Genomic DNA, 14944 nt, shown 5'->3' with positions numbered 1-14944 from the left:
AACGTCTTAAACACTCGGCATCACCCAACCCCAACAGCCCCCCGCCGCCCCCCGCCCCCCCCCGCGCCGGGCCGGCCCCCGGCGGCCGGTCGTCGCGCGCCGGGCCGCTCCGTCAGCGGCGGGAGCCGGGGCGGGTGGGGGCCGTCACCCGCACCCGCTCCTCCTCCGGGCGGCTGTCGATGTCGTCGAGCTGCTCGCAGACGACCTTGCGCAGCTCGTCGTAGTCGTCGAAGTGGTAGTCGTTGAACAGCGTGTAGCCCGTCCACATCAGGTTGGCGCAGACCCGGGCCGGCACCCGCCCGGTCGCCGCGCCCATGCCGACCAGCGCCACCGACCCGATGCTGCCCGGCGCCCGCTCGTTCTGGGCGTGGACGGCCTGGAAGGCGGCGGCGCACGCCAGCGCCACGTTGAGCGTCTCGCTCACGTTCTCCGCCGACTGCTCCATCGTCGGCGTCGAGATCAGGAACTTCGGGTTGGTCGCGCCGGACGGCACGCAGACGGCGCTGCCCACCGGCAGCGAGCCGCCGAACTGGTCGCGGATCGCCCGCTGGACGCGCAACTGGATCCCCGCTCCGAGGTGCCGCTTGATGACCGCGTCCACGCCGCCGTCCATGCGCCCCCGCGAGTTGGTCGGGCTGACCCAGGCGTCGACCTCGCGGGTCAGGATCGAGCCCTTGTGGATCTCGACCTCGGGGGTGTCGGCGAAGGCCGCCCGCCACGCCTGCACCACCTTCGCGTTGACGTCTGTCAGAACCACCCTGAGCAGCGGCTTCGCACGGTCCATGGTCATGGCTCACTCCAGTGGCGTCACGGGGGATGTCCGACGTGGATCAAGGTAGCGCCGCCCACCGACATCCCGACCACGGGACGGACCGTGATGACGGGCGCGCACCGGATGTCACCCGTGGCCGGCACAATGCCCCCACCTTGATCATCCGTGCCGTCGGACCGGCACGGCCCGCCGCACCGGGAGACCGCGATGAGCGACACCACCACCCCGCCCGACCCGAACGACCCGCTGGCCCTCGCCGATCTCTTCGGCGGCGGTGGCGAGCCGTGGCTGCCGCTGCTGAAGCCGGTCATCGAGGCGCAGCCGGACGCGGCCACGTTCATCGGCCCCGGCCGCAGCCCGCAGGTCGTGCCCGTCCGCGAGCTGACCTTCCAGGCGCTGAAGCCCAACCCGCCGCACAAGTGGAAGGTCGTCGTCTTCGGCCAGAACCCGTACCCGCGGCCCGAGAGCGCCACCGGCATCGCCATGTTCGACAACACCTTCCACGACTGGAAGGACAGCCAGTTCGGCCGGGTGGTGAGCATCCGCTGCATCATCAAGGCGGCGGCGATGTGGAAGTACGGCATCCCCAAGAAGACCCCGATCGCCGACATCCGCGCCCTGCTGCGCGAGCACGACACGGTGCAGCCGCCGGAGTGGTTCCAGGCCATGCTCACCCAGGGCGTGCTGCTGCTGAACGCGGCCCTCACCGCCAGCGGCGACGGGGCCATGGCCACCGACCGGCACACCGCGTTCTGGCGGCCGGTCGTCGAGGCGCTGGTCGAGGAGATCCTCAAGGCCAAGCAGCAGGCCGACGAGGCGGACCGGGGAGTGGTGTTCGCCTGGTGGGGAGCGCACGCCCGCAGCCTCAGGCAGGTCGTCGTCCGGCTCGCGAAGAAGTACCCCGAGGTCGAGGTCCGGCACATCGACCACCCCAACCCCGCGGCGCAGGGCGACATCTTCTGCGACGGCAACCACTTCGCCGACGTCAACGCGGCGCTGCGGACGTTGGGCGTCGACGAGATCGACTGGCTGCCGAGCAAGGGCTGGAGCACGTCGGCGGCGCACTCCGGCGGCGCGGACGCGAACGCGGCGGACCGCATGGGCGAGTTCATCGCCTCGACGATGGAGCTGCACAAGCTCTACCTGGAGCGGCTCGCCAGCGTCAAGGACGAGGGGCTCGTCCTACCGGCGATCACCGGCGTGTTCGACACCCCGCTCATGGACTTCCGCACCGCCGTCGCCCCGGTGGCGAAGCTGCTGCCGGGGCTCGACTGGCACGTGGAACAGTCGCACCGCTTCGGCGAGAAGCAGACGGAGGGCGCGACCGACGGCCTCTCGGCCGACGAGGCCGCCGCGCTGCACCTCTACACCTGCGAGTCGGCGTTCTACCGCCGGATCAACGCGACCCTGCGCGACCCGGACCGCAGCCGGATCGTCCCCTACCTGCCGTACCTGCGCCTGCTCTTCGCCGCCGTGTCCCGGCTTCCGGTCCGCACGGAGCCGCTGTGGCGCGGGGTGTCGCTGGACCTGCGGGCGCAGTACCCGCTGGGCCAGACCGTGACGTGGTGGGGCGTCTCCTCGTGCACGTCGAAGCTCGGCGTGGCCCGGGCCTTCCTCGGCGGCCGCGGCAAGCGGACCCTCTTCGAGGTACTGCCCGCGCGGGCCGTGGGCATCCGCAGGTTCTCCGCGTTCACCGGCGAGGAGGAGTTCATCCTCGCCCCGGGCACGCAGCTCAGGGTGGCCGGCGTGAAGGCGGAGCGGGGCGGCCTCTGCACCGTCACGCTCGAGGAGCTGGACGGCGAGCGCCTGGTGGCGTGAGCGGCCGGCGTGCCGGGCCGCCGGACGCACCCGATACGGTTCCTGCGGGCGGCCCCGCCCGCAGGAACCGCTCGTACCTCGCTGGAGGCTCCGCACAGTGCCCGGTCACCGCCGCCCGGCCGCCGTCGTGTTCGACCTCGACGGCACCCTGGTCGACTCGATGACGATCGCCCCCGCCGTGTACGCCGACACGGTCCGCGCCCTCGGCGGGCCGGTGGTCTCGCCGGCCGACGTCGTCGCCACCTGGCACATCGGCGCCACGCCGGCGGTGCTGGCCCACTTCCTGGGGCGGCCCGTCGCCGCCGGTGACCTCGACTGCTTCCAGCGCCACTTCGAGGCGGCCACCGGGGACGTACGGCCGTTTCCCGGCGTGCTCGACCTGGTCGACGCCCTCGACCGGGCCGGCTGCCGGCTCGGCATCTTCACCGCCGCCTCGCGGCGGACCACGCCCCGACTGCTGGCCAGCACGGGGCTGGACCGGCTGTTCCCGGTCGTGGTCTGTGGCGACGACGTGGCCGCGCCGAAGCCCGCGCCGGACGGGCTGCGGCTGGCCTGCCGGCGCCTGGGCGTCGACGTCACCGAGACCGCGTACGTCGGCGACGCGGCGGTGGACCTCGGGTGCGCCGAGGCGGCGGGAGCGCTGGCCGTGCACGCCCGCTGGGGCGTCACCTCCCCCGCCGTGCCGGAGGCCCGGCTGGTCGCCCACCGCCCCGCCGACGTCCTCGACCTGCTCTCGGTGCCGCCGTCCGGCCCGGCCGACGCCCCGGAACGTCCCGCGACGCCCCGGGACGAGCACCGCTGACCCCTACCCCGGAACGGACGGTAGCCGCCGTCGGCACGGGACGTCACATCCGTTCCAGCGTGCGGATGCCGAGCAGGTGCAGGCCCTGGCGCAGGGTCCGGGCGGTCAGGTCGGCCAGCAGCAGGCGACTCTCCCGCAGCTCGTCGGGGGCGCGCAGCACGGGGCAGCGCTCGTAGAACCCGCTGAACGCGGTCGCGAGTCGGTGCAGGTGGCCGGCGAGGTGGTGGAACTCCAGGCTCCGCTCCACCCTGCCGACCACGCCGGCGAAGCCGAGCAGTTCGATCGCCAGCGCCCGCTCCGACGGCTCGGCGAGCACGATCGGCGCGTCCGGCCGGGCGACCGCCCCGGCCCGCCGGAACACCGACCGAATGCGGGCGTACGCGTACTGGAGGTAGGGCGCGGTGTTGCCGTCCAGGGCAAGCATCCGCTCCCAGTCGAGCACGTAGTCCCTCGCGCGGTCGGTGGACAGGTCGGCGTACTTGATCGCGCCGATGCCGACAACCCGGCCGATCTCGGCGGCGGTCGCGGCGTCCAGGTCGGGATTCTTGGCCCGGGCCAGGTCGGTGGCGCGGGCGACCGCCTCTTCGAGCAGGCCGACGAGCTTCACCGACCCGCCGGTCCGGCTGCGCAGCATCCGCCCGTCGCTCCCGAGGATCGAGCCGAAGCCGAGATGCTCGGCCCGGGCCGGCGGGCGCAGCCAACCGGCCGCTCCGGCGACGGCGAAGACCATCGCGAAGTGCTGCTGCTGCGGCAGCCCGACGACGTACAGCAGCCGCGTCGCGCCCAGTTCCCCGGTGCGCTGCCGCAACGCGGCCAGGTCGGTGGCCGGATAGCCGAAGCCGCCGTCGCTCTTGCGCACGATCAGCGGCAGCGGCTCGCCGCCCCGGCCGGTGAACCCGGGCGGAAACACGCACCGCGCCCCGCCGCTGGCCGCCAGCAGCCCCAGCCGGTCCAGGTCGTCGACGACGTCGGCGAGCAGGTCGTTGTAGGCGCTCTCGCCCCGGAAGTCCGCCCCGGTCAACGTCACGTCGAGCAGGTCGTACACGGACAGGAAGTACCGCTCCGACAACTCCACCAGGAGTCGCCACAGCCGCCGGGTCGGCGCGTCGCCGCCCTGCAACGCGACCACCCGGCGCCGGGACCGCGCACGGAACGCCTCGTCGGCGTCGAACTTCGCCCGGGCCGCCTTGTAGAACGAGTCGAGGTCACCCACCGACAACTCGTGCGCCGCCTCCGTCTCGCCGAGGTCGGCCAGGTGCTCGATCAGCATCCCGAACGGCGTGCCCCAGTCGCCGAGGTGGTTGACCCGCACCACGCGGTGCCCGAGCCAGTCCAGCAGCCGCACCGCCGCGTCGCCGATGACGGTGGAGCGCAGGTGTCCGACGTGCATCTCCTTGGCCACGTTCGGCGCCGAGTAGTCGACCACGACGGTCTCCGGCGCGCGGGCCGCCGGCACGCCCAGGCGGGCGTCACCCGCCAGCCCGGAGACCAGGTCGGCCAGCGCCCGGTCGGAGACGGTCAGGTTGAGAAAGCCCGGCCCGGAGACCTCCGCCGACGCGCACACGTCGTCGAGCACCGCGTGTTCCAGCACTTCGGCGGCGAGGTCGCGCGGGGAGCGGCCGAGCCGCCGGGCCAGCGCCAGCGCCGCGTCGGACTGGAAGTCCGCGCGCGGCGAACGCCGCACCACCGGGTCGACCGGGGCGCCGGCGACCGCCGCGAACGCCGGCGCCAGCCGGTCGGAGAGCAGCCTTTCAAGATCCATGGGTACGCCGATCTCGCTCGGACCCGCGCTGCCACGCGAGCCACTGGACGGGAGAGGCACGGGCGGACCGAGGACGATCGGCGGACGACCGGCGGCTCGATCCGCCGGTCGCCGGGAACAGGTCAGCGCGGGCGGGCGACGGATCGCCGGCGTCGCTCGGCACCGACCTGGACGTCGTACGACGTTCCGGTGTGCTGAGCGGTCACGCTGGTCATGCGGGGCAGCGTAGCGGACCGCCTCGGGTCGGGACAGCGCGATTCCGGCAGGCTTCGAGTCGTACGAATGCCGCGTCGGCGGCTGGGCCTTGTTAGGGTGCGCCGGATGAACCTGGACAGGCCGATCCCCCGGGTCCTGCGGGCCGAGGATGTCGACGACCACCCGGCGGCCCGGCTGACGGACGTGCTGCAGGCGTTCATGGCGATCCTGTCCCTGCCCCGGTCGGCCGCCGACCGCGTCGACGCGATCGCCGTCCCGACCGGCCAGGGCGAACAGTGGCGGCTCACCCACGCCATCCGGCGGTGGGAGGCCAACCCGGGCACGGGCCACCTGTTGGTGGCGAACGGGAATCCGGCCGAGCGGACGTACCACGCGATCACGCTCGCCCATCTGCGCGGGCTCGGTCTCCGCCGCCTCGACGGGGTCCGCCTGCAGGCCGAGCCGGCACCGAACACGGGCCTACAGGCTGCCTGGATCGCCGACCAGGTCGAGGCCCTGGGCATCACCAGTCTCGCGCTCACCGTCTCCCCGTACCATCTGCCCCGGGTCTACCTCACGGTCCTCAAGGCGCTCGACCGGGTCGGCATCCGGATCCCCCTCGTCCCGGACCCGGTGCCGGTCTCCCCCGACACCGTCGCCCCCGAGACGCAGGCCACCGCCTACGACCTGCTCCCCGGAGAGGCGGCGCGCATCCTCAGCTACGCGGACAGGGGTTGGGTCGCCACCCTCGGGGAGCTGCAGCGGCACCTCCGTTGGCTCTGGGAGGAGCACCCGACGTTGCTCCTCCCCGAAGCTCCGGCCTGACGAGGCGACCCACCCGCGACGGCTCCGGTGACAGGCGGGTCAGCGCAGCCGGCGGGCGGCGAACCTGGCCGGCGGGTCGGCGATGGCGTCCTGGGCGGCGATCAACTGGATCTCCCGGGTGCCCGCCGCGAGGGTCGCCTCGAGCACGGCGAAGACGGAGGCGACGGTGCGTTCCAGCGCCGTGGCGGGCGAGCCCGTCGTCCGCAGGTGCGCGAGGTACAGCGCCGCCGTGACGTCGCCGCCGCCGTTCGGGTTGATCGGCAGCAGCGGCGTGGTGACCGCCCACGCGCCCTCGTCCGAGACGGCCACCACCTCCAGCGACCCGGCCGGCAGGTCGGCGTGGAGCACGCTGGTGACCAGGACGTGCCGCGGCCCCGTCTCGCGCACCACGTCGACCGCCGCCAGGACGTCGGGCAGCGAGTTGGTGCTGCGGTCGGCGAGGAAGTCCAGCTCGAAGTGGTTCGGGGTGATGATGTCGGCGCGCGGAACGACGACGTCCCGCATGTACTCCGGGATGCCGGGCCGGACGAACATGCCCCGGCCGGCGTCCCCCATCACCGGGTCGCAGCAGTACACCGCGTCGGGGTTGGCGGCCTTGACCTTGTCCACCGCGTCCAGGATCACCGCGCCCATCGCCGGGTCGCCCTGGTAGCCCGACAGCACCGCGTCGGCGCCGCCGAGGACCCCCCGGTCCGCGATGCCCTCGATCACCTCGGCCACGTCGGCCGGCGCCAGCAGCGGGCCGCGCCACGCGCCGTAACCGGTGTGGTTGGAGAAGTGGACGGTCAGCACCGGCCAGACCTCGTGCCCGAGCCGCTGGAGGGGGAAGGCGGCCGCCGAGTTGCCGACGTAGCCGTAGGCGACCGATGACTGGATGGACAGGATCTTCACCCGCTCATCATGGCGGTTCCCGCCGCGACCGCACGTACCCCCTGCCGATTCTGTCGGGTGACCCACTCGCGGGCCGACGTCACGGACGACTCAGCTCGACGGCGCCGCGCGCCCCTCTCCCCCACCCACCGGGCCGAACCTGTCGCGCAGCCAGGCGAGCTGCTCGATCTGGTGGTGGCCCTCGCCGCCCTCGTGGTCGTTGAACTCGTACACGCGCACCTCCTTGTCGCCGCCGTAGCGGTGGAAGCCGGCGAAGCAGGTCGAGGGCGGGCAGATCTGGTCCAGCATCGCGACGGAGAACAGCGCGGGCGCGGTGGCGCGGGGCGCGAGCGCGGCCACGTCGAAGTAGGACAGCGTCCGGAACACCTGGTCGGCGCGGTCCCGGTGCAGCTTGAGGTACTCGGCGATCTCGAGGTAGGGGCCACGGCCGGCGACCCGCACGCCGCGCCGGAAGTCGCACAGGAAGGGCACGTCGGGCATGGCCGCCGCGACGCCCGGGAACAGCGCCGCCACCGCCAGCGCGAGGCCCCCGCCCTGGCTGATGCCGGTGACCGCGACCCGGTCGGCGTCGACGGCGGGGTGCTCCCGGGCGGCCCGGGCGAAGCGTACGGCGTCGGTGACCAGCCTGCGGTAGTAGAAGGTGTCGGGATCGGTGACGCCACGGGTGAGGAACCCGGGGACGGTGCCCGCCGGGTACGGGTGCGGGTCCGGGGTGCGGCCGGGCGCGGCGCTCCAGCCCTGCCCCCGGGTGTCCATGATCAGGTGGGCGAAGCCGGCGGCGGCCCAGAACAGCTTCTCGTGGGGCAGGCCCCGGCCGCGCCCGTAGCCGAGGTATTCCACCACGCAGGGCAGCGGCCCCTCGGCGTACGCCGGCAGGTGCAGCCAGCCGTGCACGGGCTCGCCCGCGTACCCGGGCACCGTTACGGAGAAGGTGCGGATCTGGGTGAGCCCGGTGTCGACGGGCTCGTACGCCGCCGTGCCGGGCTCGTCGGCGCCCAGCGTCCGCGCCCAGAAGTCGTCCAGGTCGGGCGGGACGGCCAGGTCGGGCCGGTACGTCTGGCACTCGGCGAGGGTGAGGTCGGTCAGGGCCACGCGTAGCCTCCTGCACGGCGATGTCGATGGCGGCCGGACGCCCGACGGGCGTCCGGCCGGGGCACAGTCGGCGGGTCAGGCCGCCGCGGCGTCGGCCACGGCGGCGGCGAACCAGCCCGTGATGGTGGTCGGGTGGGTGATGGCGGTGCCGACGACGACGGACCACGCGCCGGCGCGCAGCGCCTGGGCCGCCTGGGCCGGGGTGTGTATCCGCCCCTCGGCGACCACCGGCACGTCGACGGCCGCCGCCAGCCGGGCGACCAGGTCGAGGTCGGGGCCGTCGCCCTTCACCGTGTAGGCCGTGTAACCGGCCAGCGTGGTGCCGACCAGGTCCGCGCCCGCCTCGGCCGCGGCGACGCCCTCGTCGAGGGTGGCGCAGTCGGCCATGACGAGGGCGCCGGTCCGCTCGTGGACGGCGGCGATCGTCTCGGCGAGGGTCCGGCCGTCCGGCCGTGGCCGGAAGGTGGCGTCGAGCGCGACGACGTGGGCGCCCGCCCGGGCCACCGCCACCGCGTGGTCGAGCGTGGGGGTGATGAAGACGTCGTCGTCGCCGTCCTTCCACAGCCCGATCAGCGGCAGGTCGACCGCGTCGCGGATGGCGGCGATGTCGGCGAGCCCCTGGGCGCGGATGCCGGCGGCGCCGCCCCGGGCGGCGGCGAGGGCGACGCGGCGCATCGTGTCCGGGTCGCGCATCGGCTCCCCCGGGTATGCCTGGCAGGAGACCACCAGCCGGTGGCGGAACCGTTCGATCAGCGGGTTCACGGCAGGGTCTCCCAGGCGAGCGAGGCGGCGCCGAGCAGGGGGGCGTCCGCGCCGAGGGTCGAGGCCAGCACGGGCACGGCGTCCAGGCGAGGCAGCGTCTCCCGGGCAACCGCGTCCCGCAGCGCCCGCCACCAGGGCTCGCCGAGGCCCGTGACGCCGCCGCCGATCACGACGGCGTCGGGGTCGAGCATGTTGACCAGCCCACCGACGGCGGAACCGACGGCGGTCCCGCCCAGCCGGACGACCTCCCCCGCCGCCTCGTCGCCGCCCCGGGCGAGCGCGGCGACGGCCCGCAGGTCCTCGACGGGCCGGCCGGTGCGCCGCGCGTACTCGTCGACGAGCCCGGGCCCCGACGCGATCGCCTCCAGGTGCCCCCGCCGGCCGCAGGTGCAGGGCAGCGACCCGGCGTGCGGGGAGGGCTGGTGACCGGCGTGGCCGGCGGCGGAGTGCGCGCCGGCGAGCACGGTGCCGCCCACGACGAACGAGGCGCCGACGCCGGTGCCGACGGCGACGAAGAGCACCGTCTCGCACCCCGCCGCGGCGCCGTGCCGCGCCTCGCCGAGGGCGTGGGCGTGCACGTCGTTGACGACCGCCACGGGCAGGCCCAGCAGCTCGCGCAGCCGCCCGCGCAGGTCGGTGCCGGCCCAGCCGGTCAGGACGTCGGTGGCCGAGAGCACCCGCCCCGTCGTACGGTCGATCACCCCGGCGCTGCCGACGCCGAGCGCCCGGACGGGCAGGCCCGCCGACCCCGTCCGCAGCCGGTCGACGAGGCCGGCGGCGGTGTCGAGGACGGCGGACGCGCCCGCCCTGCCGGGCGTCGGGGCGGTGGCGCGGTCGACGATCCCGCCCTGCCTCGTCACGAGGGCGGCCGTCGTCTTGGTGCCGCCGATGTCGAGCGCGGCGACCGCCTCGACGGCGGCTCGCGGCGTGCTTGCCTCGGGCATGGTCAGAGGAGCCCCGCCAGTTCGAGCTGGGTGCGCACCCGGGCCGTCTCGTCGGCGTCGAGCGGCCGCAGCGGAAGGGAGACGGCGTTGCTGTCGATGACGCCGAGCAGGGCGAGGGCGGTCTTGAACGCGCCGACGCCCCTGGTCGCCCCGGCCGCCGTGGCGGGGTCGGCGGCCTCGACGATGCGGAACAACCGGGTCAGCCGGTCCTGCTCGCGGCGGGCGGCGTCCCAGTCGCCACCGACGCAGGCCCGGTGCAGCCGGACGTAGCCGGCCGGGTCCACGTTGCCCAGCCCGGGCACGGAGCCGGAGGCGCCGGCCAGCATCATCGCGTCGACGACCACCTCGTGCCCGGTCAGCAGGCCGAAGCCGGCGGCCGGCGCGTGTTCCGCGACCGCCAGCACCAGCTGCCGGAAGGCCACGTCGTCGCCGCTGGAGTCCTTGACGCCGGCGAGCACGCCTTCCGCCGCGAGCCGGGTGAGCAGGCCGGTGGAGAGCTTGGTGTGCACGCAGACCGGGATGTCGTACGCGAGCACGGGCAGCTCGGCCGACGCGGCGACCGACCGGAAGTGCCGCTCGACCTCGTGCGGGCCGACGATGGCGTAGAAGGGCGCGGTCACCACCAGCGCGTCGGCGCCCAGCCGCGCCGATGCCTCAACCCGGTCGAGCACCCGCCGGGTGGTCGGCTCGATGCAGCCCGCGATGACGGGGACGACGCCCCCCACGGTCTTGACGATGGCCTCCAGGGCCTGGTCCCGCTGCCGGTCGGTGAGGAACACGGTCTCGCCCGAGCTGCCCAGCGCGAAGATGCCGTCGACGCCGGCGGCGAGCATCCGCTCGACGAGCCGTTCGAGGGAGTTGACGTCGACCTCGCCCTCCTCGGTCAGGGGGGTGACGGTCGGCGGCACGACTCCGGCGAACCGCGGGGCTGGGGTGGTCACGCTGTCTCCTCGACATGTAGGGGGGTGGTGCGGCCCGTCGCCGCGCCGGCGAGCTCGACCAGCTCCGCATTGCTGGTCCCGGCGGGGACGGGGTGATGGCACCGGAACTCGTGGGCGTCCTCGCCGTCGGCGTTGGCCCGCTCAGGCGGTGGCATCTCGGTGGCGCAGTGGTCGGTGGCGTTCCAGCAGCGGGTCCGGAAGGGGCAGCCGCTGGGCGGCCGGGTGGCGGAGGGAACGGGGCCGACGAGCGGGATGGGGTCGATCGGCGAGAGCAGGCCCGGCGTCGCGGAGAAGAGCGCGCGGGTGTACGGGTGCCGGGCGCCCTCGGGCAGCAGGGCGGCCGGCGCCTGCTCCACGATCCGGCCGAGGTACATGGTGATCACGCGGTCGCTGATCCGCTTGACGGTCTGGATGTCGTGGGAGACGAAGACCATCGCCAGCCCGAGCCGGTCCTTCAGGTCCAGCAGCAGGTTGAGGATCTGGGCGCGGACCGAGACGTCGAGGGCGCTGGTGGGCTCGTCGGCGATGACCAGTCCCGGCTCCAGGGCCAGGGCACGCGCGATGGACACCCGCTGCCGCTGGCCGCCGGAGAGCTGGCTAGGCAGCACCTCGGCCACCGAGCGCGGCAGCCCCACCAGGGCCATCAGCTCCGCGACCCGCGCCTCGCGCTGCGCCCTGGTGCCGCGCCGGTGCACGTCGAGCGGGTCGCGCAGGATGTCGCGGACCGGCATGCGGCGGTTCAGCGAGGTCGCCGGGTCCTGGAAGACCATGCCGACGCCCGCGCCGATGTGCCGGCGGCGTTCCGCCGCGCTCATCGACCACACGTCCTTGCCGGCGAAGCTGACCACGCCGCTGGTCGGCCGCTGGAGCCCGACGAGCACCTTGGCCAGGGTGGACTTGCCGCAGCCGGACTCGCCGACGATGCCGACGGTCTCGCCGGGGCGCACGGCGAGGTCCGCGCCGGTGAGGGCGTGCACCCGCGCCCGGTTGAACAGGCCGCCGCCACGGGTGCGGTGCTGCACGTGCACGTCGTGCAGCTCGACGATCGGCTCGCGCAGGGGTGTCGCGCTCATCGGATCAGTTCCTTGTCGCTGACGGTGACGGCCGGGTGGTGGCAGGCGTACCCGTGCCCGGCGGTGCCGGTCAGCCGGGGGACCGTCTCCCGGCACACCTCGGTCGCCATGGGGCACCGGTCGGCGAACCGGCAGCCGGACGGGAAGTCGGCCGGCGACGGCACCACGCCACGGATCTGGGTGAGCCGCTCGGCGCCGGACTCCAGGGAGAGGACGGATCCGAGCAGTCCCCGGGCGTAGTGGTGCGCCGGCGCCTCGATCACGTCGGCGGTCACCCCGGTCTCCACGATCTGCCCGCCGTACATCACGACGACCCGGTCGGAGACGTCGCTGACCAGCGCGAGGTCGTGGCTGACCAGGATCAGGGCGAAGCCGAGCCGCTCGCGCAGCCGCAGCAGCAGCTCCATCACCTGCGCCTGCACCGTGACGTCCAGCGCGGTGGTCGGCTCGTCGGCGATGATCAGGCTCGGGTCGCGGGACAGGGCCATGGCGATGACCACGCGCTGCCGCTGCCCGCCGGAGAGCTCGTGCGGGTACGCGGTCAGGGTGCGCCGGGGGTCGAGGCCCACCAGCTCCATCAGCTCCTCGGCCGACCGGGTGCCGCCGCGACGGATCATCTGCGCCAGCTGGGCGCCGACGCGCAGCGCGGGGTTCAGCGCCGAGAGGGCGTCCTGGTAGACCATCGTGATCTCCCGCCCCATCAGGGCGCGCCGGCGCTTCGTGCTCATCGCGAGCAGGTTCTCGCCCCGGAAGTGGATCTCCCCGCGTACGCGCGCCCCCTGCGGCAGCAGGCCCATGACGGCCAGGGCGGTCAGGGACTTGCCCGAGCCGGACTCGCCGACGAGGCCGACCACCTCGCCGGGACGGACGTCGAAGGTCATCCCGTCGACGATGTCGACGCCCTGGTGCCGCCCCTCGAAGCCGATGGAGAGGTCCTTGATGCGCAGCACGGGCTCGCCCTGCGGGAGGGGCCGTGCGCGCTCGCGGAGCCGCTGCGCCGCGAGGTCGAGACCGGGCAGCGGCACGACCTCGCCGGTGCCCGGCTGCGCCCGCTCGACCGGGTCGGCGGCCGACGCGGTGGTGGCCCGCCGCGCGGCCGGTGCGGCCCAGGCGTCCGACATGCCCTCGGAGAGCACGTTGAGGGCGAGCACGGTGAGCAGGATCAGCAGGCCGGGGAAGAAGGTGGCCCACCAGCCGCCGATCTGCACCATCTCCTTGCCGAAGGCGATCACCGAGCCCCACGAGGACTCGGCCTCCTGGGGCGCGAGGCCGCCGCCGATGAAGGAGAGGGACGCCTCGAAGACGATCGCGTCGGCGACCATGACGGTGACGAAGACCAGGATGGGGGCGGCGCAGTTGCGCAGCACGTGCCGCCAGAGGATGTGGGGCCGGCGCGCCCCGATGATCCGCTCGGCCGAGACGTAGTCCTCGCGGTACTGCGAGAGCACGTTGGCGCGGACGATGCGCGCGATGGACGGGGTGAAGACGAAGCCGATCGCGAGCACGAGGACCAGCAGGCTGTTCTTGCCGAACGAGATGATCAGCAGGGCGGAGAGCACGATGGCGGGGAACGCCATCACCACGTCGAGGCAGCGCATGACCACCTCGTCCACCGCGGTCCGGCTGGTGCCCGCGATCGCGCCGAGGATCCCGCCGACGATCAGGGCGATGCCGGCCGCGCCGAACCCGACGATCAGGGAGCGCCGGGTGCCGGCGACCAACCGGGAGAAGACGTCGCGCCCCAGCTTGTCCAGGCCGAACCAGAAGTCGCCGTTCGGGCCGGTGAGCGCGGGGCCCAGCCCGGCCTGCGCCGGGTCGTGCCGGAGCAGGAGCGGGGCGAGCAGGCCCACCACGACGACGAGCAGGACGAAGCCGAGCGCGATCCGGGCGGTGAGGCCGAGCCGCCGGAAGACGACGCCGGGGCGCGAGAGCTGGGCGGTGAGCGTCCGGCGCATCAGTGGCCTCCGCGCAGTCGGGGGTTGGCGAAGAGGTAGAGGATGTCGACGAGCAGGTTCACCACGACGAACCCGAGGGCGATCGTCAGGACGGTTCCCTGCGCGAGGGCGGTGTCGTTCTGCTGCACCGCGCTCATGATCTGGGTGCCCATGCCGGGCAGCGAGAAGATGGCCTCGATGACCACGGTGCCGCCGATGAGGTAGCCGATCCGCAGGCCCAGCGCGGTGAGCGGATTGACCAGCGCGTTGCGCAGCACGTTGCGGCCGATCACCACGCGGGGCGGCAGGCCGGCCCCGATCGCGGTGCGGACGTAGTCCTTGTCGAGTTCCTCGACCATCGACGTCCGCACGATCCGGGCGAGCGAGCACCCCACCGGTACGGCGAGCGCGAGCGCGGGCATGGCGAGGGACTGGAACCAGAGGCTGGGCGAGTCGGCCGGGTTGACGTATCCGCCGGTGGGGAAGATCGGGCGGCGGACGGCGAGTTCCTGGATGAACAGGAGCGCCAGCCAGAAGGAGGGCATGGCGATGCCGGCCATGGAGACGAACCGGATGACCTGGTCGGGCCAGCGGTCCCGGTACAGCGCGGCGGGGATGCCGAGGGCCAGGGCGATGACCAGCGCGCCGAGCACGCCCAGTGCCGTCAGCTGGATCGTCAGGGGCAGCGCGGTGGCGATCTTGTCGGCGACCGGCACCGACGGCGGGAAGGTCATGCCGAGGTCGCCCCGGACCAGGTCGCCGAGGAAGTGCAGGTAGCGCAGCGGCAGCGGGTCGTCGAGGCCGTTGGCGGCCTTGAACGCCGCGACCTGCGCGGGGGTCGCTTGGTCCCCGAGGACGGACAGCGCCGGGTCGATCGGGGAGAACTGCATGATCACGAAGACGAACAGCGTGATGCCCAGCCCCAGGGGGATCAGGGTCAGGAGGCGTCGCGCGACCAGGCTCAGGACGGTCAGCATCGTGTCTCTCTCTCGTCACGGGGCACCGGAGGCCCCGCCCCGCCCCCGGGGAGGCGGGGGGGGGGGGGGGGCCGGGGGGTGGTTCCGCGCCCCCCGTCCCCGGGTCCCCCCCGGGGGCCCATAGGAAGTGGACCACTCTGTACTGCAGTCACACCG

13 protein-coding genes are annotated in these 14944 nt (G+C 74.1%); 3 read left to right on the top strand and 10 right to left on the bottom strand.

Annotated features, from left to right (window positions below; translation table 11 throughout):
* Nucleotides 1-112 precede the first annotated feature (112 nt).
* Entirely contained in the window at nucleotides 113-790 is a 678-nt protein-coding gene (locus tag ACWENR_RS24860; RefSeq protein ID WP_452279374.1) for a macro domain-containing protein, read from the bottom strand.
* A 189-nt stretch (nucleotides 791-979) separates the two neighbouring features.
* Here ACWENR_RS24860 and ACWENR_RS24855 point away from each other — a divergent pair, with 189 nt between their 5' ends.
* Together ACWENR_RS24855 and ACWENR_RS24850 are read left to right on the top strand one after the other, a co-directional pair.
* A complete protein-coding gene (locus tag ACWENR_RS24855) occupies nucleotides 980-2590 on the top strand; it encodes an ADP-ribosyltransferase domain-containing protein (RefSeq protein ID WP_452279373.1) in 1611 nt (536 codons plus the stop codon).
* Between the two features lie 97 nt (nucleotides 2591-2687).
* Entirely contained in the window at nucleotides 2688-3392 is a 705-nt protein-coding gene (locus tag ACWENR_RS24850; RefSeq protein ID WP_452279372.1) for an HAD family hydrolase, read from the top strand.
* A gap of 43 nt (nucleotides 3393-3435) precedes the next feature.
* Here ACWENR_RS24850 and argS read toward each other — a convergent pair whose 3' ends face one another.
* The gene (argS, locus tag ACWENR_RS24845; protein WP_452279371.1) at nucleotides 3436-5154 is read right to left on the bottom strand and encodes an arginine--tRNA ligase; all 1719 of its coding nucleotides are present in this window, start codon (nucleotides 5152-5154) and stop codon (nucleotides 3436-3438) included.
* A gap of 321 nt (nucleotides 5155-5475) precedes the next feature.
* On the opposite strand from argS, the gene ACWENR_RS24840 reads away from it, so the two are divergent.
* On the top strand, nucleotides 5476-6174 hold the full coding sequence (locus tag ACWENR_RS24840) for a hypothetical protein (protein ID WP_452279370.1): 699 nt from the start codon (nucleotides 5476-5478) through the stop codon (nucleotides 6172-6174).
* Between the two features lie 39 nt (nucleotides 6175-6213).
* Here the strand turns inward: ACWENR_RS24840 and pdxY are convergent, their stop codons facing one another.
* From pdxY to ACWENR_RS24800, 8 genes are all read right to left on the bottom strand, one after another.
* Nucleotides 6214-7065, bottom strand: a complete 852-nt coding sequence (pdxY, locus tag ACWENR_RS24835) for a pyridoxal kinase PdxY (protein WP_452279369.1) — start codon at nucleotides 7063-7065, stop codon at nucleotides 6214-6216.
* Between the two features lie 90 nt (nucleotides 7066-7155).
* Nucleotides 7156-8157, bottom strand: a complete 1002-nt coding sequence (locus tag ACWENR_RS24830) for an acetylxylan esterase (protein ID WP_452279368.1) — start codon at nucleotides 8155-8157, stop codon at nucleotides 7156-7158.
* A 75-nt stretch (nucleotides 8158-8232) separates the two neighbouring features.
* A complete protein-coding gene (locus ACWENR_RS24825) occupies nucleotides 8233-8919 on the bottom strand; it encodes an N-acetylmannosamine-6-phosphate 2-epimerase (protein ID WP_452279367.1) in 687 nt (228 codons plus the stop codon).
* Nucleotides 8916-9863, bottom strand: a complete 948-nt coding sequence (locus ACWENR_RS24820; RefSeq protein WP_452279366.1) for an ROK family protein — start codon at nucleotides 9861-9863, stop codon at nucleotides 8916-8918. Before ACWENR_RS24820 ends, ACWENR_RS24825 begins: the two co-directional genes overlap by 4 nt.
* A 2-nt stretch (nucleotides 9864-9865) precedes the next feature.
* Nucleotides 9866-10804 (bottom strand): dihydrodipicolinate synthase family protein, encoded by a 939-nt coding sequence (locus ACWENR_RS24815; RefSeq protein WP_452279365.1) that lies wholly within the window; start codon nucleotides 10802-10804, stop codon nucleotides 9866-9868.
* A complete protein-coding gene (locus tag ACWENR_RS24810; protein WP_452279364.1) occupies nucleotides 10801-11877 on the bottom strand; it encodes an oligopeptide/dipeptide ABC transporter ATP-binding protein in 1077 nt (358 codons plus the stop codon). The genes ACWENR_RS24815 and ACWENR_RS24810 overlap by 4 nt, the downstream gene beginning before the upstream one ends.
* Entirely contained in the window at nucleotides 11874-13832 is a 1959-nt protein-coding gene (locus ACWENR_RS24805) for a dipeptide/oligopeptide/nickel ABC transporter permease/ATP-binding protein (protein WP_452279363.1), read from the bottom strand. Before ACWENR_RS24805 ends, ACWENR_RS24810 begins: the two co-directional genes overlap by 4 nt.
* A complete protein-coding gene (locus ACWENR_RS24800; RefSeq protein WP_452279362.1) occupies nucleotides 13832-14788 on the bottom strand; it encodes an ABC transporter permease in 957 nt (318 codons plus the stop codon). Before ACWENR_RS24800 ends, ACWENR_RS24805 begins: the two co-directional genes overlap by 1 nt.
* Nucleotides 14789-14944 lie beyond the last annotated feature (156 nt).

The organism is Micromonospora sp. NPDC004336 (assembly GCF_053602615.1).
This window is presented reverse-complemented; position numbering and strand designations above follow the sequence as displayed.

Coding starts and splice junctions, on each gene's coding strand:
- ACWENR_RS24810 (WP_452279364.1), bottom strand. CDS start 11,877: ATGAGCGCGACACCCCTGCGCGAGCCGATCGTCGAGCTGCACGACGTG.
- ACWENR_RS24860 (WP_452279374.1), bottom strand. CDS start 790: ATGACCATGGACCGTGCGAAGCCGCTGCTCAGGGTGGTTCTGACAGAC.
- ACWENR_RS24820 (WP_452279366.1), bottom strand. CDS start 9,863: ATGCCCGAGGCAAGCACGCCGCGAGCCGCCGTCGAGGCGGTCGCCGCG.
- argS (WP_452279371.1), bottom strand. CDS start 5,154: ATGGATCTTGAAAGGCTGCTCTCCGACCGGCTGGCGCCGGCGTTCGCG.
- ACWENR_RS24805 (WP_452279363.1), bottom strand. CDS start 13,832: ATGCGCCGGACGCTCACCGCCCAGCTCTCGCGCCCCGGCGTCGTCTTC.
- ACWENR_RS24840 (WP_452279370.1), top strand. CDS start 5,476: ATGAACCTGGACAGGCCGATCCCCCGGGTCCTGCGGGCCGAGGATGTC.
- ACWENR_RS24855 (WP_452279373.1), top strand. CDS start 980: ATGAGCGACACCACCACCCCGCCCGACCCGAACGACCCGCTGGCCCTC.
- ACWENR_RS24800 (WP_452279362.1), bottom strand. CDS start 14,788: ATGCTGACCGTCCTGAGCCTGGTCGCGCGACGCCTCCTGACCCTGATC.